Here is an 18723-nt window from a genome sequence, read left to right as displayed (position 1 = left end):
GTCACCGTGACGCAGCGCCGCCGCCCCCATCTGATGGTCATCTTCCTGCCGTTCGCCTTCACGGCCATCGGCCTCGTCGTGTGGCTCGGACTGCGCGGCAAGGACGATCCCGGTGAGGCCCAGGCCCACGCCGACTTCGAGCGCATCACCACGGCCCTCGAGGCCTACCGCGCCGAGCACCACGCGCTCCCCGAGGAGGGCGACTTGTCCTTCCTCGTGCCCAAGTACCTCCCGGCCGAGCCGACGGACTTCTGGGGCCATCCCTACGTCTACGCGAGCGATGGGCAGCGGCCCTTCCTCCAGTCGCTCGGGCAGGACGGGCAGCGCGGGGGCAATGGGCCGGACCAGGACCACACCAACCACGACGGCCATCTCGGGCGCGCGCTGATCGGCCCAAGTCAGGCCTCCGGGTCCTCCTCTCCCGGACGGTGAGGGACGAGGCGTGCGCGCGGGGGCCCCGATGGCCGGGGGGCTCCAGTCCTGTCCAGGAATGACCATCGTCCCTGAGTGGGTCTTCCCTGGGGAGGGGCTCGCTGTGGGAGGCGGTCATGCCCGTGGTGTGCGCAACCAATCTCTCCGAGTCCTCGTCCCGGGCCGCCCGGGCCGCCGCCGCTATCGCCTCCCGGCTTCGTGAGCCACTCTGGCTGCTGGGGGTGCTCGACGGCGACCACCCCATCCCCGAGGGCCCGGCCTCGCTCGAGGAGGCCCGCGAGCGTCTGCGGGCCGAGGCCGCCCGCCTGCGCACCGCGGACCTGCCCGTGGAGACGCGGCTGTTGGAGCACTCCCCGGGTGGCGCGCTCCTGAACGACGAGCTCGCCCAGCATGCCCGGTTGCTCGTCGTCGCCGCCAACGGCTGGGGCTCCGTCTCGCCCTGGCGCCGGGCTCCGCTTCATGAGCGCCTCGCGCAGCACTCCCAGGTGCCCGTGCTGGTGGTGCGCCGCAACGCGGATTCCCTCGCCGACTGGGCGCAGGGCCGGCGCCGGCTGCTGGTGCTCGTGGGCGTGGATGACTCGCGCACCTCGGCCGCCGCGGTGGCGTGGCTGCGTGAGCTGCGCCACATCGGTCCCTGTGACGTGGTGGCCACCCGGGTGTGCTCGCCCGTGGAGGAGCGCGAGCGGCTGGGCATCCACACCCCCGTGCACCTGGAGCTGCTGGACCCCGTGGTGCGCCGCATCGAGGTGTTGGACCCGCAGGTGGAGCGCGTGCTGCTGCGCGAGCTGGCCGAGCTGGTGGGAGAGCTGCCCGGAGAGGGGAAGCTGGAGCCGCACCTGGAGCCGGGCTTTGGCCGCCTCTCGGACCACCTGCTGCATGCGGCGCACACGCGCGGCGTGGACCTCGTGGTGGTGGGCACCCACCAGCGGGGGGGCCTGTCCCGGCTGTGGCATGGCTCGGTGTCGGCGGGAGTGCTGCGCCATGCAGAGCAGTCCGTGACGTGCGTGCCGCCCACCCAGCCCGTGGTGCGCAAGACCGTGCCGCCGCGCGCGGTGCTGGTGCCCATCGACTTCTCCGAGGCGTGCACCCGCGCCATCTCCGAGGCTCGTGCGCTGGTGCGCCCCGGAGGCCGGGTCCACCTGCTGCATGTGCACCGTCTGCGCTCCTCCGAGCGCGCCTGGGTGCTGGACCAGTACGGCGTGGTGCCGGAGCCGCCTCGCGAGCAGCGCCTGGTGATGGAGCGGCTCAAGGCGCTGGTGCCCCACGAGGAAGGAGCCCAGCAGGTGCAGTGGACGATGGAGGGAGTCACGGGCGAGGACGTGGCCCGGGCCATCTGCCAGGCCACCGAGCGCGAGGGGGTGGACCTGGTGTGCCTGGGAACGTCCCGAGCGCGGACACATGCCGGCTACCTGAGCGATGCGGTGGCGCGGGCCCTGGTGGAGCGCTGCCGGCGCCCCGTGGTGGTGCTTCACGCGTGAGTCAGGGCTCGATTACGGTATTTCACCCAACTCGCGGAGCTTGCCGAGTGCAATCTCGTTCTGTGGTTCCGTCTGAAGGATTCGGCGGTAGAGCCGGACCTTCTCGGTCGGCTCGCGCGCCAGTGCGGCCTCCAGGGTGAGGACTTGCGCGTGCTCCGGTTCCAGGGCTCGAGCCAGGCTCAATTGCCGATTCGCCTCGACGTCTTCTCCCATGAGGAAATAGACGAAACCGAGTTCGACCCGTGCGAGCACGTCCTCGGGCAACAACTCCAGGAGCCGTTCATAGGTGGGCACCGATACTTCGGGCTCGGCGTAGAAGCCCTCCGCCAATAGCCGGAGTTCATCAGGTTTGGAGACGCGGCGGAGAGCGTCGCGGAGTGCCTGCCCTGCCTCTGGGCTCCCTGTTGTCAGCACTTGCTTCGCTAGATATTCGAGCTGGTTCACAAGCTCTCTCCAACCCGCGAGCCCCGAAGCGACGCGCTTACGGAAGAATGAAGGCAGTGTTGATGGTGATGCTACCGTCCGCGTACTTGAACCAGCGAACGGTCAGGCTGACCTGCCCCCCGAACCTATCAGCGAGCGTGAGGGTGCTCTCGAAAATGCTTCCTTGAGAGTTCGTGGCCACCGCGCTGACGTTTCCATCGAGCTGGCGGACCACATCGACGAGGAGCTGTCGTTGCTCTGGCCAGGAGGGAGCCAGGCGGTCAAGTTTGTGCTTGGGGACGTCTACGTGCAGGTCCTTGACCGAGATGCCACCGCCCGTCGGACGTGGAACGCCTACCGCGCCCGGGCCCCGTGCCGTCATCGCCACCGCTCCTGGCGCAAGGGCAATGGTGACGGTCTCGGCGCTCACGGCGATTGCCTCCACTTCCGCCACCGCCGCGAGCTGGATGCCCACTTGCGTCTCTGCCTGTGCCATCGCCTGCGCCGAAGCCGGTAGCGCCGGTACCTTCGCCGCCAGCCCCGCCGCGGTGTTGCCGATGGCCGCCATGGCCAGCATGGCGAACGCCCGCGCCGCGTTGCGGCTCATCACCTTGCCGTAGCGCTCGCCCGCTTCGCGCAGCCCGGCGAACGTCGTGGCCCGATCCGCCTCTTCCACCAGCCGCTTGAAGCCCACGATGAGGCTCCAGAATGTGTCGACGCCCACATAGCTGATGAGGGTGACGGTCATCACCGCGGCCAGGCCCTTCGAGAACGGCTCGGGCACCGCGAGAAGGACGAGGTATGTGGTCCACGTCCAGAGCACCGCCGCGAGCATGGCGTGCGGATTGGCCATGTCCTTGAACGCGGCCAGCATCTCGTCCAGCACGGCGCCTTGGGCCAGCGCCATGGCCAGCGCGTAACGGCCATCTCCATTGACGGTAGGGTTCTCCTCCAGCAGGCGCAGGCAGTCTCCTGGCCTGCCAGTGCGCTCGCACCAGCGCAGATAGGCGCGCGTCAACTCCATCTCCGCCGGCGATGGCTCTCCCTCCAGGTCTTCGCCCGGCCCGAGTGGAGTGAGGCGGCGGTTGCGTGGCTCGTACTGGTACGAACCGCTGCGCGCATCTACTGCGAACAACTTCCGTGCGGCTTCCTGGGGGCGGGAGGGGGGCCGTGCCTCCCGGGCCAGCTCGCCCAGCGCTGGCGTGAACTCCTCCCTCTTCAGCTCCACCGAGGTCTGTCCTCGACGTGGGACATGGACGAGGGACTCACCCAGGCCAGTGTCCAGGCGGACGCTCCGCACGCTGGTGCCACAGCTGGTGAGTGCTGTCAGCAACAAGGCCGTCAGCACGCAAATCCAGGGCGAATCGTGTCTGGACGTGCGTTGGGGACGACATACTTCGGGAGGACGAGCCGACATGCCGCACCTCTCTGCGTGAGCCCGCGCGGACCAACCACCGTATGGCTCGAGGAGGTGGTTACAAAGCCACCCTCCAGGCAGCCGCTTTGAAACTGTCCTCTTCTTCACGACTCACGAACTCGCCGGCACGCGCCCCTCTGCTCTCAGGCAAGAGGGGGCTCTGCTGCTCGTCGCCCGAGGGGGCCGCCAGGCTCGACGAGGCCGTGGCGCTCCGCCCAGCGTTTCAGTGCTCGAGTCCTGCCATGTTAATGTTCGCGTGAGCTGCGTGAGCCACCGCATGCTCCACGGGGGATTCATGGCATCGCATGCACGCGCTTCGAAGGCGAACACCCACCATTCGCACACGGTTCGCACGGAAGCCGCGGACTCAATGCCCCAGGGACTCGACGCCGAGGCCGCTGCGCGTCACGGTCACCGCTTCGGTGACATCCCCACCACCGACCCGGCGCGTGGCGCCTCCGGGACCGGTCAGCCGCTCTCCGCGTCCCTCCACCAGGAGATGCGGCGTGCCTTCCGGACTGACTTCTCCGACGTGCGTCTCCACGTCGACTCGAGCCCCTCGCTCCACAAGAAGGACGCCTTCACCCAGGGCAATGACATCCACGTCTCGCCCGAGGCCTACCGTCCCCACGAGCCTCCGGGAAAAGCGTTGCTCGCGCATGAGCTCACCCACGTGCTGCAGCAGCGTCATGGACGCGTGGCACAGCCCTCGGGGAACGGTCTTCTCAACTCGGACCCGGGGCTCGAGCACGAGGCGGATTCCGTGGGCATGACGGTGGCGATGGGCGGCTCCGCGCCGCACCTCGGCTCGCGGCCGTCGTCCTCAGGCCCGATGGCGCAAGGGCCCGCCTCGGCGGCTCCCATCCAGGGTGGCTTCTTCTCCGATTTCTTCGGCAAGCTCTTCAACAAGGTCGAGAAGAAGCAGGTGAACGCCCTCACGAAGCACGAGGATCTCTCCGAGGACAAGCAGGGCCTCCTGGAGACACAGGAAGAGCACGACGCGAAGCGCAACCACAAGCTGTCCAAGGCCAAGAAGAAGGGCGCCAACCTGATGGCCAGCGGCGCGATGCAGTTCGCGCCAACGGGCGTGAGCACGGGCGTGAAGCTCATCAAGTCGTCGCGCAACGTCTACAACGATCAGCAGACGCTCAATAAGCTCGAGATCGCCAAGAAGTTCGCGCAGGGCAGCGATGACATGGACCTGCCGCTCAACCACTCGCTCGCGCAAGAAGACCCCTCGGAGGATGCCGTCGAGATGCTCGAAAAGCTCGAGACGGTGACGAAGGGGAAACAGGTGATGCATGGCGCCAACGCGATTCCTCTCGTGGGCTCGCTGGCGGGCCCGCTGCGCAAGAAGATCCAGAAACAGAAAATGCAGGACGCGGCGGACACGCTGCACTCGGGCGTCGAGGTGAATGATCCCTTCTCGGAGGAGGCCCTCAAGATCATCGCCAAGGGAAACAAGAACAAGGTCGACAACGCCCGGAACGCTGATCAGATCAAGAAGCTCCTCTGACGCGACGGGCCTACCGTGCACGTGCGCCGGCACCTCGACGGCCCGGCCGCCTCCGACGCACCGGGTCATGTTTGCTCCTCAAGCGACATGGGGGGGGGCCGGCCCCGGTGGCGTCTCGCCGGCGCTCCGTCCGGGTCCTCCGGGCGGGGCCACCCTCTCGGGTCGTGTGAATTTCCCTTACCCCCTCAACCTCCTGGAATGATTGGGGGTTTCGCGCAATCTGCGCCGGAATCCCGGATCAGGAACGCTTGCAGGGTTCGACGGATAACCTGTTTTGCGTTAGGCTTTGTGCAAAGCAGTCACGACGGGGGAGGTCTGCCTTTGACACCGCGAGGGTATCGCGAAGAGGAGCTCGTAGCGAATCGCGCTTCGGTGCTCCTGAGCGGCGGCACGGAAGACGAGCGGCGCACGTGGGCGGCGACGGCGGCGAGGAACTTTTCCCATGAAGGGCCCCTGGTGGAGGTCCGCCAGAGCGAGCAGGTCAGTGACGCCCTGCGGAAGCCTCGCGGGGTGCTGTTCATCCCCGACGTGGCCCGCCTGAGCTTCACCGCCCAGGGGCTCATCGTCCGCTGCCTCCAGACCCAGGAGGAGCGGCCCAAAATCGTCGTGGGGCTCTCGGGCGCCGTGGAGAACGCGCGCAGCAAGGGCACCCTTCGCGAGGACCTCCTCTACCGGCTTCACCTGGCCCAGGTGGACCTCACCGTCGACGGCATGCGCGAGCTGATGGTCCAGCGCCGCGCCCAGCTCGTCGCCGATGAGGCCGCTCGCAAGGCCGAGGCCGAGCGGCTCGCCGCCGAGAAGGCCGCCCAGATGAAGGCCGCCGGCATCTCGGTGAAGAGCCCGCGCATGCGCAGCAAGGTGGCCCCGCGCGCCACCTCGCCCAAGGTCACGCGCAGGTAACGTCACGCGCACGTAACAGGCGGAGGGCTCCGGAGACGGGGCCACCCGGGGGCTCAATGTTTGTGCTTCTGCCCCCGCTTCGCCTTGAAGCCTTCCGGGTGCTCCGGGGCGCGCTTGGACGCCGTGGCGCGTTTGGGCGCCGTGGCCGACGCCGTGGGCGTCGCCTTGCGGCCCTGGGTCCGCCGCGCCGTGGCCTGCCGCTTTGGAGCGGCGGGCTGCTCCGTCTGCGCCTCCGGGGCCGAGCCCTTCAAGGGACTGCGCGCCGGCCGGGCCTCCTTGATGCGCTTCTGCGTGGCCCGCGCTTCCTCCAGCACGCGCGTCGCGGTGGTTCGCGTCTGCTGGAGCACCTGCCTGTCCGGCCGGCTCACCATGGGCGGGACGGGAGTCGCGGGACGGCCCGGGGCGGGCTCTCGCTTCACCCGCACCACCCGCTCCTGCTTCGGCATCAGCTCCTGGAGCCGGTCCATCACCTTCACCGCTGCGGCGGTGCCCTCCACGATGTACCGCACCCCCTGGGTGCTCACCCTCAGGGCCGCTTCCTTCAGCTTCTCCACCAGCAGGCGCGTCTCATTCGTCGCCATGTCGTGTCCCTTCCCTCTCCCGGTCTTTCTGGCCAAGGTATGCACGCGGGCCTCGATTGGAAGCACCGCGTCATCGCCCGGACTCTCCGCGGGGGAGTCAGCCTCTCCGCCGCCTGCCCGTCCGGCTGGCCTCTCTTTCCCAGGAGCGCCGTGTGACTCGAGACCTGATGGATGACCGGTTGGTGTTGATGCAGGGGGACCTCACGAAGGTGGCCGCCGATGCCCTGGTGAACGCGGCCAACTCCTCGCTGCTCGGAGGCGGGGGCGTGGACGGTGCCATCCACCGCGCCGCCGGGCCCGAGCTGCTCGCCGAGTGCCGCACCCTCCACGGCTGCCCCACCGGCGAGGCCCGCATCACCGGTGCCTACCGGTTGCCCGCTCGGCACGTCATCCACACCGTGGGCCCCGTCTGGCGCGGCGGCCACCAGGGCGAGCGCGGGCAGCTCGCGCGCTGCTACCGCTCCGTCTTCGAGCTCGTCGAGCGCCATGCCCTGCGCTCCGTGGCCTTCCCCTCCATCTCCACGGGGGTCTACGGTTTCCCCATCTCCGAGGCCGCTCCCATCGCCCTGCGGGAAATCCGGGCCGCGCTCGCCCACCAGCCCCAGCTCGAGCGCGTGACGGTGGTGCTCTTCAGCGCCGCGGACCTCGAGGTGTATCGCCAGGCGCTCGCGGCGGCCGGAGCACCGCCGTCCGCCTGAGCGGGGGCGTTTTGGCTGGAGTGGAACAGCTGGAGTACAGTCGCGGGCTACTCCGAATTTCCGCGATTGGAGCCCTGACCTATGTCCGAGCAGAAGCGCCTGAAGAAGCCCGTGGAGAAGCTGCGCGCCGAGCTTCTCGAAGACTCTGACACCAAGCGCATCGCGAAGGCGGTGGGCATGGAGCTGGAGGCGTACGTGGAGCTGGTGCTCGACTACGTGCAGAACCCGGACAAGCAGCCGGTGCTCCAGGTGGCCTCGGACGAGGAGCTGCGCGCCGCCGGCTACGAGCCCCCCTCCGCCGAGGACGTCGGCAACTTCTTCCTCGCGGGCGCCCGGGGCGAGCTGGGCATCGGCGGGCCTGACTTCTCCAAGTCCGGCTTCGAGGGCGCCAAGGCCTCCGCCGGCAAGCCGTCGCTCCAGGGCACCGAGGGTCAGCAGCAGGTGCGCTCGGGTGACTCCGAGACGAGCCAGGAGCTGCTCAACCAGGTGCGCAAGGGCGGCTCGGGCAGGATCTGAAAATTCGGACGCAACTCGAAAAAGCCCTGTTCGATAACCCTGGTGTACTCCCCAGCGCGGGGCGGCTTCCAAAAAACGATTTCGTCATCCCTATTCGGGATCGAGGGCTACGACCATGGGTTTCCTCAAGAGCATCGGCAAGGCTATCGGCGGTATCGCGCGGACGGTGAGCAAGGTCGCGGACGGTATCGGTAAGGTGACCAGCTTCCTCCAGAAGCCGCTGGACAGCCTGATGGCCCCCATCAAGAAGCTGGTCGGCGGTGCCCTCGACAAGCTGCCCTTCGGCATCGGCAACTTCGTCAAGCCCTTCGCCGACAAGTTCCTCGACAACGCCCTGTCCTTCGTGGCCGGCGGTCCCCTGGGTGGCCTGGGCTTCCTGGCCAAGGCGATGCCCACCATCAGCAAGATCGGCGACCTGGCCCAGACGGTGGGCGGCATCGCCAAGAAGGTCGGCGACACCTTCCCGCCCCAGGGTGGCGTCAACCTGCAGAACATCTTCGCCCACGCCCAGGCCCAGAAGCTGCTCCAGATGCAGGCGGCCTGAGCCCCTCGCATCCCCGAGTGCGCCTCGCGTGAACAGGGCCGGTCTTCCCTATGCGGGAAGCCGGCCCTTCGTGCTTTCCGGCGGCTCGGTGGCTCGAGTCGGCGCTACTCGCCGCCGCGCACCAGCCGCCCGGCGTCGCGCCGCAACCGCTCCACGGCGTCGTCGTCCTCGCTGTTGTAGTAGCCGCGAATCTCCCCCGTCCGGTCCACCAGCACGAAGTGCGAGCCGTGGAAGATGCTGGGGATGTCGTCCTCGTTCTCGTCGTTGCGGCCCATCGCGATCTTGAAGCCGCCCACCACCGTCTGTTTGAGCTGCTCGTAGTCGCCGGTGAGGAAGCTCCAGCGGGCCGGGTCCGCGCCGTACTTCGCGGCGTAGGCGGTGAGGCGCTCGGGGGTGTCGTACTTCGGGTCCACCGAGAAGGACACGAGCGCCAGCTCCCCACCCATGTCCGCCGTCTGCTTCTGGAAGCGCGCCAGCTTCGCCGTGAAGACGGGGCAGATGGTGGGGCAGCGGGTGAAGATGAAGTTGGCCACCCAGGGGCGGCCCTCGAGCTGCTGGAGCCCGAAGGGCTGGCCGTCCTGGCGCGTGAAGGTGAAGGCCGGGAGCTTGCCGAGCCGTTGCAGGGGCTCCTCGCGAGGGAGCAGCAGGGCCACCCCGAGCGCCAGCAGGCACGCGGCGGAGGCCAGCGCCACCCACAGGAAGCGGTTCACGGAGCGCGGCGGGGTTCCGGAGGGATTCAGGGCGTCGGTGGTCATGGGGTGCGGCCCGACTGCTAACGGATGCGTCCCGGAGGTACAAGGCCGCACACCGCGAGGCCGCCTCCCTGCTCCCCGGCCGGGCTTCACGCTGCCCGGGTGTCCGCTACTCCCACCTCGGAGCGGCTGGAGGCCAACAGTCTACCCCTCGGCCGCGAGCGGCCGTCCGGGTGCTCTGGTATGTCGGATGGACTTACATCCATGGACATCCACCAGCCGCCAAGAACTCCGACCGGGGGGCCGGAGCCGCGGGGCCCTTCGGGGTTTGATCCGCTTCTGGACGGGGTGACCGACGGCATCCTCGTGGTGGATGGGGCGTGGCGGCTGGTGTGGCTCAACGCGGTGCTGGAGCGGCTGCTGGGCCGCGCGCGGGAGCAACTGCTGGGGCAGGAGCTGTGGGTGGCGCTGCCCGAGGTGGCGGAGAGTGGCTTCGCCCCGGCCTGGCGCCGCGCCATGGAGGCGCGCACCCTGGTGTCGCTGGAGGACTTCTTCGCGCCTGCGGGGGCGTGGCTGGAGACGCGGGCCTTCCCCTCGGGCGAGGGGCTCGTCGTCTTCGCCCGGGACGTGACGGAGCGGCGCCTAGCGGAGAACGAGCGGGTGCGGCTGCTGTCCGTGGAGCAGGCGGCGCGCACCGCCGTGGAGGGCGAGCGCGCCCGCTTCCAGGAGATGCTGATGCTCGCGCCCGCCGCCGTGAGCATCACCCGTGGCCCCGAGCACCGCTTCGTCTTCTCCAACCTCCTGCACCGGCGCTTCTACGGGAGCCGGGACATGGTGGGTCAGCCGGTGCGCGAGGCCCTCCCGGAGCTGGTGGGCCAGGGCGTCTACGAGGTGATGGACCGGGTGTATGCCTCGGGCAACTCGTACGTGGGGAGGGCCCGGCCGGTGAAGGTGCCTCGCCCGGGCGGAGCGCCAGAGGAGATGTTCTTCGACATCGCCTACCACCCGCAGCGCGACGCCGCCGGGAGGGTGGAGGGCGTGGCCATCTTCGCCTACGACGTGACGGACCTGGTGCGCTCGCGCCGCACCGCCGAGGCGCTGGCGAGGGATTTGGGGCACAGCGAGGAGCGCTTCCGCTCACTGGTGACGGCGACCTCGGACATCATCTGGGCCACACCGCCCTCGGGTGAGTTCGTCGAGGACCTGCCGGGCTGGAGCGCCTTCACCGGACAGACGCGCGAGGATCTGCTGGGCTGGGGCTGGCTGGACGCGGTGCACCCGGAGGACCGCGAGCGCACCGTGCGGGCCTGGGAGGATGCGCTTTCCACGCGCACGTCCTTCCAACTGGAGCACCGGCTGCGGCGCCATGACGGGACGTACCGCCACATGCTGGCGCGCGCGGTGCCGGTGATGGAGGCGGACGGCACGGTACGCGAGTGGGTGGGCGCCCACCGGGACATCACCCTCCAGCGCCAGGGCGAGGCCGAGCGGGAGCGGTTGCTCGCGCGCGAGCAGCGCCACTCGGTGCAGCTGCAGGGCCTGGCGAGCGCCGCGCTCGTCATCAGCGAGGCGGACTCCATCGAGCATGTGCTCAAGGCCATCACCGAGCAGGCGCGCGAGGTGATTGGGGCGCACCAGGCGCTCACCAGCCTGACGGTGGATGGGAACTGGGCGCAGGCCATCCATGCCCGCTCGTTGTCGGACAAGCACGGGGCGTGGCGCGAGTGGAACGAGCGGCCGGAGGGCACGGGCATCTACTCGTGGGTGTGCCGGCTGAACCTGCCGATGCGGATGACGCAGGCGGAGCTGGAGGCGCACCCGGCGTGGCGGGGCTTCGGGCGGCACAAGGGGAAGCATCCGCCGCTGCGCGGCTGGCTGGCAGCGCCGCTGGTGGGACGGGATGGGCGCAACCTGGGCCTCATCCAGCTGTCGGACCGGCACGAGGGCGATTTCAGCTCCGAGGACGAGGCGATTCTCGTGCAGCTGGCGCGCATGGCCTCGGTGGCGATTGAGAACACGCGGCTGATGGCGGAGACGCAGGCGGCCAACCGGGCCAAGGATGAGTTCCTCGCGGTGATGAGCCACGAGCTGCGCACGCCGCTGACGGCGGTGCTGGGCTGGACGCAGATGCTGCGCAACCGGCAGAACGACGCGCGAGCGGTGGAGAAGGGGCTGGCCGTCATCGAGCGCAACGCGCGCACGCTGGCGCAGCTGATTGAAGACGTGCTGGACGTGTCGCGCATCATCACCGGCAAGCTGACGCTGTACCGCAAGGGCGTGGAGCTGGTGGGGGTGGTGCAGGCGGCGGTGGAGGTGGTGAAGCCGCACGCGGAGCAGAAGGGGGTGTCGCTGGCGCTCGAGGTGGAGGTGGGCGGCAACGGCTCGGCGATGCTGGTGGGAGACCCGGGACGGTTGCAGCAGGTGCTGTGGAACCTGCTGGTGAACGCGGTGAAGTTCACGCCGGCGGGAGGACGGGTGCTCATCCGGGTGGACCGGGCCGAGCGCGAGCTGCGGGTGCGGGTGACGGACACGGGGAAGGGGATTCGAGCGGACTTCCTGCCGCACCTCTTCGAGCGCTTCTGGCAGGCGGACGGCTCGGCGACGCGCGAGCACGGGGGGTTGGGGTTGGGACTGGCCATCGTGCACCACCTGGTGGGGCTGCACGGGGGGAGCGTGAAGGCGGAGAGCGCGGGGGAGGGGAAGGGGTCCACCTTCACGGTGACGCTGCCGGTGCCGGCGGTGCTGCCCGAGGAGCAGACGGAGGCGCTGCCGGGGGCGGAGGTGTCGGCGCCGGGAGTGAAGCTGGACGGGGTGACGGTGCTGCTGGTGGAGGACGCGGCGGACGCGCGGGAGTTGATCGCGCTCATGCTGCGCGAGCGGGGCGCGGTGGTGAGCACGGCGAGCAACTCGGGCGAGGCGATGGAGCGGCTGAAGGCGGGGATGCCGGACGTGCTGGTGTCCGACATCGGGCTGCCGGGGGAGGACGGACACGCGCTGTTGAGGAAGGTGCGGGCGTGGGCCGAGGCGAGGGACCAATGGGTGCCAGCGATTGCACTGACGGCCTACGCGAGCGCGGAGGACGCGCGGAGGGCGTACCGGGCGGGCTTCCAGGTGCACCTGGCGAAGCCACTGGAGCCGGGGGCCTTCATCGAGGCGGTGGCACGGCTGGCCGGACGAGGGGACATGGGCGCGCGGACGGGGTGAGGCTTCGAGGTGGGCCTGTCGAAGCGCAACCGCTTCATCAACTTCAAGAAGCTCTACGAGCCGATGCTCGACGAGAAAATCAGGGGCGCACGGGTGAGCGCCTGCGAAACCGAAGACGTAAAGACGGTCCACTTCGGTGTGTCCTACCATTGCGACGAATGAACGAGCTCACGCAGGAGGCTCTTGTCCGGATCGCGCACCACTACTACCCGGTGGGCTTTCCACCCGAAGAGGACAACTACGACGAGTCGCCTCTCGCCTTTCAACGGACGCCCGAGCACCAACGGTGGCGTGATGCCTGGCGGAAGGCTCTGGACGACTGGAAGGAATGGGCTGACTTCCTGGCGAGCCTTCAGTCCGTGTTTCCCGGGCACGACGTCTGGGATGTGACACAGCCCTGGATGGCCGCCTGTGTCCGTTGCTGCGTCTATCTGGAGACGTCCTTGCCAGATGGCTGCCGGGTCGTCACCCGGGTCGTAGGGGCCGTGAGCATCCTTGCGCCGCTGTACCTCGTCTACGTGACGACCGAAACCCTTCGAGCCGGCGAGACACCTGCCCGCCCGCAACTCACCTACGAATCAACGGGTGAGGCCAGGGACTGCGCGGACACGCTGGCGCAGTACATCGAGAAGATGCTCGGCTACCGTCCCTTCCCGTTGATGCTGGCCGATGTGCCTTTGCCAGACCTTCGCGTCGGGCACCTCAACCTGGAGTCGAATCGGCCTACGCTCCTCAATGCACTTCTTGGGGAGAGCCTCGGTAACCTGCCTTGACAGCTCCACCACCCGGGCCTTCGGGCATGCTCGGGGTGGCGGCTTCTTCGTCATCGGAGGGCAGGCTGTTGCGGGCACCCTCCACCGTGGTGCGCTGGGATGCGATGTCCGGGTGCGCGTCCACGAAGGACTCGAGCTCCTCCATGCTGGCGTTGGCCTCGGTGAAGCGGCCCAGCTCGGCGAGCGCCGTGATTTCCCTCAGAAAGGCGATGATGACATCCACGCGCGCATCGGTGTCGTCATGGTGTCTCCAGGACTCGATGAAGGCGCGGCAGACAGGAAGGGCCTCCTCGAACAGGAAGTGATCGCATCTCAGCGTGCAGTGATCGAGCTCCAGCTTCCGGCTCCAGTCGGCCTGCCTCGGGCTGGGCTGCCTGGCCTGGGTCGTCCATGCGTCCCGCTCCGCGAGCGCACTTGCTGCGGTGGCGGGGTCTGTCTGCCTCTCCCGTAGCTCTTTGATGAGGCCCTTCGCCTGGAACTCCCACGTGAGGAAGCGAGGACTGCCGGGGAACTCCCGCATGAGGCGCTCGGTGTCCTGGAGGGCCGCCTTGCGCTGACGAAGATTCCAATGCGCGGTGGCGAGGCTCTCCAGCGCCAGCTCGCGCACGGAGGCGGACATCGGTTCTGGCAGCGTCATCCGGCTGAGGTGCTCGGCGTCTCGAAGGAGCCCCCACCAGCTCCGGGTGTTGTTGTGCAGGGAGAGGAGCTGGAACGCCGCATTCCCACGTTCCACGGGAGTCAGCGACGCGTCGCTGAGGGTCGCCAGGAGCCGGGACCGCCGCTCCGCGTACGCCGCCACCGAGGCGCGCCGGTACTCTCGCAGCCGAGTCTCCAGCTGGACGAGGTCCTCGCGCGCATAGGTGAAGTCCGGCTCCGCCTTCACGGCCTCGCGCAGCAGCGCCATGCGCTCGGTCTCCGTGACGCTCGCGAGTGCACGGCCATAGAGCTCGTAGGCCTTCACCACCGGGGGGCCGGTGCGGCGCTTCCGCCGCGGCGCCTTCGTGCCCCCGGTGCCGAGCAGCCGCGCGACGAGGTCATCCTGTAGCGCGAAGATATGCTCGAGCGGTCCCGTCACCTTCGCCGCGTCCAGCACCACGCCCGTCTCCACGGCGACGAGGCGCGCGTTGAGGCGGAGCTGATTCCCCGCGCGCTGGAAGCTGCCCAGCAGCATCGTGCGGGCGCCCACCATCCGTCCCACCCGCACCGCCGTGGACTCCTCGGTGCCCCGCGTCTGCTGGAGGGCGAGCTCCGTGAGCGCATGGTTGAGCTGCTCCCGCTCCACCACCTGAACCTGGCCGTTGGCGCGCAGGTCCGAGAGCACCGTCTCGGCGATGCCCAGCCGCATCCACTCCAGCGCCGCGTCCTGGTTGAGGTTCTTGAAGGGCAGCACCGCGACGGGCCCCTCGGTGACAGGCTTCGCCGCCAGCGTCTCCGCCGCGAGCAGCACCAGCATGAGCCCCGCCACCCGACCCACGCCGCTCATGTGCGCATCCTGCGCTGGAGCATGGGCAACAGCGCCTTCACTCGCGCGGCGAGCGCGTCCTGGAGGGCAAGGGGCTCCGCGGCGGGTCCTTCCACTCGCGCCGTCTCCAACACCTCGCCCGTTTCGACATGGACGAAGCGCGCGGTGGCCCGGAGCACATCTCCCGCGCGCTGGTAGCTGCCGAGTACCACCACCTCCGCCCCGGCGATGCGGCCGAGCTGCGCGCGCGTGGCCGGGTCCACGTGGCTGCTCTGGGAGAAGGCCAGCTCCTGGAAGTCCAGCTCGAGCAGCCCGCGCTCGATGAGGCGGAAGCCGGGGTGCTGTCCGAAATCCGTCACCACCGACTCGGCGAGGCCGTCCTGCAGCACGGCCAGCGCCTCCTCCCGGCCCAGGTTCTTGAAGGGCAGCACGCACACGCGCACCGGCGACGCGGCGGACTCCGGCACGGCCCGAGTGGCGGCCTCTTTCGGCCCGGCGCTCGAGGGGACGACGGCCGCAGCAGGCGCCGGAGTCTCGGGGGGCTCGGTGCGGAGCAGGAGGGCCACCAGCCCCGGCAGGGCGAGGCCGATGGCGACGAGGAGCGCGTGTCGGACCGACAGGAGGGCGCCGGATGTCCGAGCCCCGGGCTCCGCGCTGGAGCGGGCTCCTCGCAGGGGAACTGGTGGAAGCGCCTCGTCCCCTTCCCCCCGGGAGCGGTGTGCCTCCGCCCCGGTATCTTCTTGCCGCGACATGGGTCTCAAGAGCGGAGGATGATGGCATCCTGCCCTGACCCGCGGTAGCCGCGACGCGAAGCGGGGAGTTCATCAGGCGGGTGGCCGAGTGAGGTACTCCAGGTGGACGACGCAGGTGTGGGTGATGGGCACCGCCGCCGGGGTCCTGGCCGCATTGCCCTCGGCGCTCCGGGACTACGCGGCGGAGCCTCGGGACTTCGCCTTCAAGCTGGCCCTGCACCTGTTCCCCTATAGCGTGTGGGCCCTGCTCGCCCCGCTCGTCCTGGCGCTCTTCCGACGTGCGCCCCTGACGGGCCCTCGCGCGCGCTACCACCTGACGCTGCTGCTCGGAGCTGGTGTGCCGCTCTCGCTGGGCCATGTGCTGCTCACCGCGCTGCCTACCGGGTGGCTCCTGCGCTGGCATGGGCTCGAGGGCTGGAGTACCGGTCTCCGTCAGCTCCTGGTGGACCGGGGCGCGGCCAGCTTCATCGAGTACCTGGCCCTGCTGACCATCCACCATCTGGTGGCCTCCTCCCGCCGGCTGCGGGAGCGGGAGCTGGCCGAGGCGCGACTGGCCACGCGGCTCGCCGAGTCCCGGCTCCAGACATTGCGGATGCAGCTCGACCCGCACTTCGTCTTCAATGGCCTCAACGCCGTCACGGGCCTGGTGCGCACGGGGAGGGGAGACGAGGCCGTCCACGCGCTGGTGGAGCTGGGGCAGTTGCTGCGCACGAGCCTGGAGGGCCGGGAGGAGCTCGAGGTGACCTTGGAACACGAGGTGGAGTTCGTGAGGCGCTACCTGGGCATCGAGCGGCTCCGCTTCGGCGAGCGGCTCCAGGTGGAGATGGACGTCGAGCCGGAGGCGCTGGGCGCGCTCGTTCCGGCGCTGGTGTTGCAGCCGCTGGTGGAGAACGCGCTCCGGCATGGCGTGGCCCGCAGCGCCGAGGGGGGATGCATCCGCGTCCGGGCCATGCGCGAGAAAGACCGGTTGCTGCTGGAGGTCCGCGACAACGGCCCGGGGCTGGGCAGGGGCGGTGAGCCGGGCACGGGCATCGGGCTGGCGAACACCCGAGCGCGGCTCCGGCAGCTCTACGGTGAGGAGTCCTCCCTCACCCTGACAGACGAGGAAGGGGGAGGCGTGTGCGCGCGGGTGGTGCTGCCCTACGAGCCAGACTCCGGTGGTGCGAGGGAGGTGTCCCATGCGTGAGGCCAGCGCGCCCCCGCGCCCGCTCCGGGTGCTCGTGGTGGACGATGAGCCGCTCGCGCGTGCCAACCTGCGCGGCCTGCTGGGCAAGGCTCCGGATGTGGCACATGTCCAGGAGTGCGCGGGAGGCCGGGAGGCCATCGACACCCTCCTCGCCGAGCCGCCGGATCTCGTCTTCCTGGACGTGCAGATGCCCGAGGTGGATGGGTTCGCCGTCATTCGCGAGGTGGGCCCGGAGCGGATGCCCGCGGTCATCTTCGTGACGGCACATGACCAGTACGCGGTGCGGGCCTTCGAGGTGAACGCACTCGACTACCTGCTCAAACCCTTTCATGACGCGCGCTTCCGGCAGGCACTGGAGCGGGCGCGGCAGGCGCTCGATGGGGGACGGGCCCGGGAGCTCATCCAGCGGCTGTCGGCGCTGCTCGCGGGACACGCGGCGGTGCCAGCGGCTCCTCCGGCCGCGCTCCCGTCCACGGGTTACCTGGAGCGCCTCGTGGTGAAGACGGACGAGCGCGTGGAGTTCGTGCCGGTGGAGCAGATCGACTGGTGCGAGGCGGAGGGCAACTACGTGGTGCTGCACGTGGGGCGGCGCAGCCCGATGATTCGCGAGACGCTCGCCCAGGTCGAGCAGTGGTTGGATCCCCGCCGCTTCCTGCGCATCCACCGCTCCACGCTGGTGAACGTCGAGCGAATCCGCCACCTCGAGCCCGGTATCGAGCGAGGCCATGTGGTCGTCCTCGCGGATGGGACCCGCTTGAGGCTCAGCCCGGGACGCAAGGCCCACGTCGAGGCCCTGTTGAATCAGTCCTTCTGACGCGGACTTCCCCGCCTCGGAGGTACCGGGGCGGGGAGCCGCGACCGCGCTACACGTGGGAAGGACTACCGGCAGCCGATGAACTCGAGGCCGCCCAGGGAGATGACCTCGATACCGGTGCGGGAATCGTTGTCATCCGAGACGTTGAGGCGGTACTTGCTGTAGGAGCCGGGCGAGGCGACGGCGTACTCGCGCCGCTCGGAGCCACTCCAGTTGAGCTCATTGGAGCGCGTGTCGACGGCGACCCAGGCACTGCCGTTGAAGGCCTCGAGCGTCCAGTTCTTGGGGGCGCGCGTGGTGATGGAGCCGTTGGAGTACTGGAGGGCGTAGCGGTTGATGGTCCTGGGCCCATCGGTCCACTCGTAGCCAATCGTTGCCGGGGTTTGGCCGACCTGGGAGATGAACATGGACGAGGCGCTGGCATCGAACGCGAGGTAGGCCTCGTAGGACGAGCTGTAGACGCCGGAGCGGGTGACGATGCCGCTGGGCGTGGTCGGGCCAGTCATGACGGGCACCTGGTTGGTGTTCTCGCAGGCGCAGCCGATGAGCTCGAAGCCGCCCAGGGAGATGACCTCGATGCCGGTGCGGGAATCGTTGTCATCCGAGACGTTGAGGCGGTACTTGCTGTAGGAGCCGGGCGAGGCGACGGCGTACTCGCGCCGCTCGGAGCCACTCCAGTTGATCTCGTTGGAGCGCGTGTCGACGGCGACCCAGGCACTGCCATTGAAGGCCTCGAGCGTCCAGTTCTTGGGGGCGCGCGTGGTGATGGAACCGTTGGAGTACTGGAGGGCGTAGCGGGTGATGGTCTTGGGCGAGGGGAACTCGTAGCCGAGCGTTGCCGGAGTCTGACCGACCTGGGAGATGAACATGGACGAGGCGTTGCCATCGAACGCGAGGTAGGCCTCGTAGGACGAGCTGTAGACGCCGGAGCGGGTGACGATGCCGCTGGGCGTGGTCGGGCCGGTCATGACGGGCACGAGGTTGGTGTCGCAGGCGAGCCCCTGGGGGCTCTGGGCGAGCCCCTCGCTTGGGGGCGCCTCGGCGGTGGGTTCATCACCCTGGCATCCCGGCACGGACGCCAGGATCAGGGCACTCATCAGGAAGGTGTTTCGGATGGACGTCAGGGTTTTCATGAAGCCTCCATGGAGTTCGCGTGCGAAACGCACGGAACCTGTCCCGGAGCCCGTGGGCTCTCGGGTGGCTTCATTGGTAGCGGTAGATGACAAAACACAGCGGAGCGATGTGACGAAGCCTTCGTGGCGAGGGATGAATCCGCCGCCGGGAGGGACGAAACGGGATGCTCCCAGAGAAGCTCGCAGATTGTGAGCGGCAATG

General features: G+C 69.2%; 19 protein-coding genes. 12 read left to right on the top strand and 7 right to left on the bottom strand.

Features of this window, described 5'->3' with window-relative positions:
• Positions 1 to 6 precede the first annotated feature (6 nt).
• On the top strand, positions 7 to 432 hold the full coding sequence (locus tag DAT35_RS32975) for a type II secretion system protein GspG (protein ID WP_233261867.1): 426 nt from the start codon (positions 7 to 9) through the stop codon (positions 430 to 432).
• 116 nt (positions 433 to 548) lie between these two features.
• On the top strand, positions 549 to 1910 hold the full coding sequence (locus DAT35_RS32970) for a universal stress protein (RefSeq protein WP_108072559.1): 1362 nt from the start codon (positions 549 to 551) through the stop codon (positions 1908 to 1910).
• 12 nt (positions 1911 to 1922) lie between these two features.
• Here DAT35_RS32970 and DAT35_RS32965 read toward each other — a convergent pair whose 3' ends face one another.
• Positions 1923 to 2354, bottom strand: coding sequence for a hypothetical protein (locus DAT35_RS32965; protein ID WP_108072557.1), 432 nt, complete (start codon positions 2352 to 2354; stop codon positions 1923 to 1925).
• Positions 2355 to 2391: 37 nt separating this feature from the next.
• A complete protein-coding gene (locus tag DAT35_RS32960) occupies positions 2392 to 3561 on the bottom strand; it encodes a hypothetical protein (RefSeq protein ID WP_233261866.1) in 1170 nt (389 codons plus the stop codon).
• A 559-nt stretch (positions 3562 to 4120) separates the two neighbouring features.
• On the opposite strand from DAT35_RS32960, the gene DAT35_RS32955 reads away from it, so the two are divergent.
• Positions 4121 to 5266, top strand: a complete 1146-nt coding sequence (locus DAT35_RS32955; protein ID WP_158501997.1) for a DUF4157 domain-containing protein — start codon at positions 4121 to 4123, stop codon at positions 5264 to 5266.
• 321 nt (positions 5267 to 5587) lie between these two features.
• On the top strand, positions 5588 to 6166 hold the full coding sequence (locus DAT35_RS32950; RefSeq protein ID WP_108072553.1) for a Fis family transcriptional regulator: 579 nt from the start codon (positions 5588 to 5590) through the stop codon (positions 6164 to 6166).
• Positions 6167 to 6219: 53 nt separating this feature from the next.
• Here the strand turns inward: DAT35_RS32950 and DAT35_RS32945 are convergent, their stop codons facing one another.
• Positions 6220 to 6747, bottom strand: a complete 528-nt coding sequence (locus tag DAT35_RS32945) for a hypothetical protein (protein WP_108072551.1) — start codon at positions 6745 to 6747, stop codon at positions 6220 to 6222.
• A 167-nt stretch (positions 6748 to 6914) separates the two neighbouring features.
• Here DAT35_RS32945 and DAT35_RS32940 point away from each other — a divergent pair, with 167 nt between their 5' ends.
• The 3 genes from DAT35_RS32940 to DAT35_RS32930 all read left to right on the top strand — a co-directional run bounded on the left by DAT35_RS32940 (position 6915) and on the right by DAT35_RS32930 (position 8505).
• Positions 6915 to 7445 (top strand): O-acetyl-ADP-ribose deacetylase, encoded by a 531-nt coding sequence (locus DAT35_RS32940; protein ID WP_199243077.1) that lies wholly within the window; start codon positions 6915 to 6917, stop codon positions 7443 to 7445.
• 81 nt (positions 7446 to 7526) lie between these two features.
• A complete protein-coding gene (locus tag DAT35_RS32935) occupies positions 7527 to 7961 on the top strand; it encodes a hypothetical protein (RefSeq protein ID WP_108072549.1) in 435 nt (144 codons plus the stop codon).
• Positions 7962 to 8076: 115 nt separating this feature from the next.
• Complete coding sequence (locus DAT35_RS32930) at positions 8077 to 8505, top strand: hypothetical protein (protein WP_108072547.1); 429 nt, start codon at positions 8077 to 8079, stop codon at positions 8503 to 8505.
• A gap of 104 nt (positions 8506 to 8609) precedes the next feature.
• On the opposite strand, the gene DAT35_RS32925 is transcribed toward DAT35_RS32930, so the two are convergent.
• On the bottom strand, positions 8610 to 9260 hold the full coding sequence (locus tag DAT35_RS32925; protein WP_108072545.1) for an SCO family protein: 651 nt from the start codon (positions 9258 to 9260) through the stop codon (positions 8610 to 8612).
• Between the two features lie 285 nt (positions 9261 to 9545).
• Between DAT35_RS32925 and DAT35_RS32920 the strand changes: the two genes are divergently transcribed.
• From DAT35_RS32920 to DAT35_RS32915, 3 genes are read left to right on the top strand one after another with little or no spacing between them, the layout of a single operon-like run.
• Positions 9546 to 12401: a PAS domain-containing protein gene (locus tag DAT35_RS32920; RefSeq protein WP_233261865.1), complete on the top strand. Its 2856-nt coding sequence runs from the start codon at positions 9546 to 9548 to the stop codon at positions 12399 to 12401.
• A gap of 9 nt (positions 12402 to 12410) precedes the next feature.
• Positions 12411 to 12563: a hypothetical protein gene (locus DAT35_RS59300; RefSeq protein WP_158501996.1), complete on the top strand. Its 153-nt coding sequence runs from the start codon at positions 12411 to 12413 to the stop codon at positions 12561 to 12563.
• Positions 12560 to 13174: a hypothetical protein gene (locus DAT35_RS32915; protein WP_108072541.1), complete on the top strand. Its 615-nt coding sequence runs from the start codon at positions 12560 to 12562 to the stop codon at positions 13172 to 13174. The genes DAT35_RS59300 and DAT35_RS32915 overlap by 4 nt, the downstream gene beginning before the upstream one ends.
• Here the strand turns inward: DAT35_RS32915 and DAT35_RS59295 are convergent.
• Both DAT35_RS59295 and DAT35_RS59290 read right to left on the bottom strand, forming a co-directional pair.
• Positions 13134 to 14657, bottom strand: coding sequence for a CsgG/HfaB family protein (locus DAT35_RS59295; protein WP_158501995.1), 1524 nt, complete (start codon positions 14655 to 14657; stop codon positions 13134 to 13136). The genes DAT35_RS32915 and DAT35_RS59295 overlap by 41 nt on opposite strands.
• Complete coding sequence (locus DAT35_RS59290; RefSeq protein ID WP_158501994.1) at positions 14654 to 15388, bottom strand: CsgG/HfaB family protein; 735 nt, start codon at positions 15386 to 15388, stop codon at positions 14654 to 14656. Before DAT35_RS59290 ends, DAT35_RS59295 begins: the two co-directional genes overlap by 4 nt.
• 88 nt (positions 15389 to 15476) lie before the next feature.
• Between DAT35_RS59290 and DAT35_RS32905 the strand changes: the two genes are divergently transcribed.
• Positions 15477 to 16574 (top strand): sensor histidine kinase, encoded by a 1098-nt coding sequence (locus DAT35_RS32905; RefSeq protein WP_146209992.1) that lies wholly within the window; start codon positions 15477 to 15479, stop codon positions 16572 to 16574.
• The gene (locus DAT35_RS32900; protein ID WP_108072537.1) at positions 16567 to 17388 is read left to right on the top strand and encodes a LytTR family DNA-binding domain-containing protein; all 822 of its coding nucleotides are present in this window, start codon (positions 16567 to 16569) and stop codon (positions 17386 to 17388) included. The genes DAT35_RS32905 and DAT35_RS32900 overlap by 8 nt, the downstream gene beginning before the upstream one ends.
• A 65-nt stretch (positions 17389 to 17453) precedes the next feature.
• On the opposite strand, the gene DAT35_RS32895 is transcribed toward DAT35_RS32900, so the two are convergent.
• Positions 17454 to 18521 (bottom strand): hypothetical protein, encoded by a 1068-nt coding sequence (locus DAT35_RS32895; protein WP_108072535.1) that lies wholly within the window; start codon positions 18519 to 18521, stop codon positions 17454 to 17456.
• Between the last annotated feature and the right edge of the window lie 202 nt (positions 18522 to 18723).

It is taken from the genome of Vitiosangium sp. GDMCC 1.1324 (genome assembly GCF_003044305.1).
Lineage (GTDB): Bacteria > Myxococcota > Myxococcia > Myxococcales > Myxococcaceae > Archangium.
The sequence above is the reverse complement of the archived record's forward strand: the minus strand, read 5'-3'. Positions and strand labels throughout refer to the sequence as shown.

Bases quoted from the DNA above. Each gene is read 5' to 3' on its own strand.
- DAT35_RS32970 (WP_108072559.1), top strand. From the start codon at position 549: ATGCCCGTGGTGTGCGCAACCAATCTCTCCGAGTCCTCGTCCCGGGCC.
- DAT35_RS32955 (WP_158501997.1), top strand. From the start codon at position 4,121: ATGCCCCAGGGACTCGACGCCGAGGCCGCTGCGCGTCACGGTCACCGC.
- DAT35_RS32945 (WP_108072551.1), bottom strand. From the start codon at position 6,747: ATGGCGACGAATGAGACGCGCCTGCTGGTGGAGAAGCTGAAGGAAGCG.
- DAT35_RS32940 (WP_199243077.1), top strand. From the start codon at position 6,915: ATGGATGACCGGTTGGTGTTGATGCAGGGGGACCTCACGAAGGTGGCC.
- DAT35_RS32935 (WP_108072549.1), top strand. From the start codon at position 7,527: ATGTCCGAGCAGAAGCGCCTGAAGAAGCCCGTGGAGAAGCTGCGCGCC.
- DAT35_RS32930 (WP_108072547.1), top strand. From the start codon at position 8,077: ATGGGTTTCCTCAAGAGCATCGGCAAGGCTATCGGCGGTATCGCGCGG.
- DAT35_RS32925 (WP_108072545.1), bottom strand. From the start codon at position 9,260: ATGACCACCGACGCCCTGAATCCCTCCGGAACCCCGCCGCGCTCCGTG.
- DAT35_RS32915 (WP_108072541.1), top strand. From the start codon at position 12,560: ATGAACGAGCTCACGCAGGAGGCTCTTGTCCGGATCGCGCACCACTAC.
- DAT35_RS59295 (WP_158501995.1), bottom strand. From the start codon at position 14,657: ATGAGCGGCGTGGGTCGGGTGGCGGGGCTCATGCTGGTGCTGCTCGCG.
- DAT35_RS59290 (WP_158501994.1), bottom strand. From the start codon at position 15,388: ATGTCGCGGCAAGAAGATACCGGGGCGGAGGCACACCGCTCCCGGGGG.
- DAT35_RS32900 (WP_108072537.1), top strand. From the start codon at position 16,567: ATGCGTGAGGCCAGCGCGCCCCCGCGCCCGCTCCGGGTGCTCGTGGTG.
- DAT35_RS32895 (WP_108072535.1), bottom strand. From the start codon at position 18,521: ATGAAAACCCTGACGTCCATCCGAAACACCTTCCTGATGAGTGCCCTG.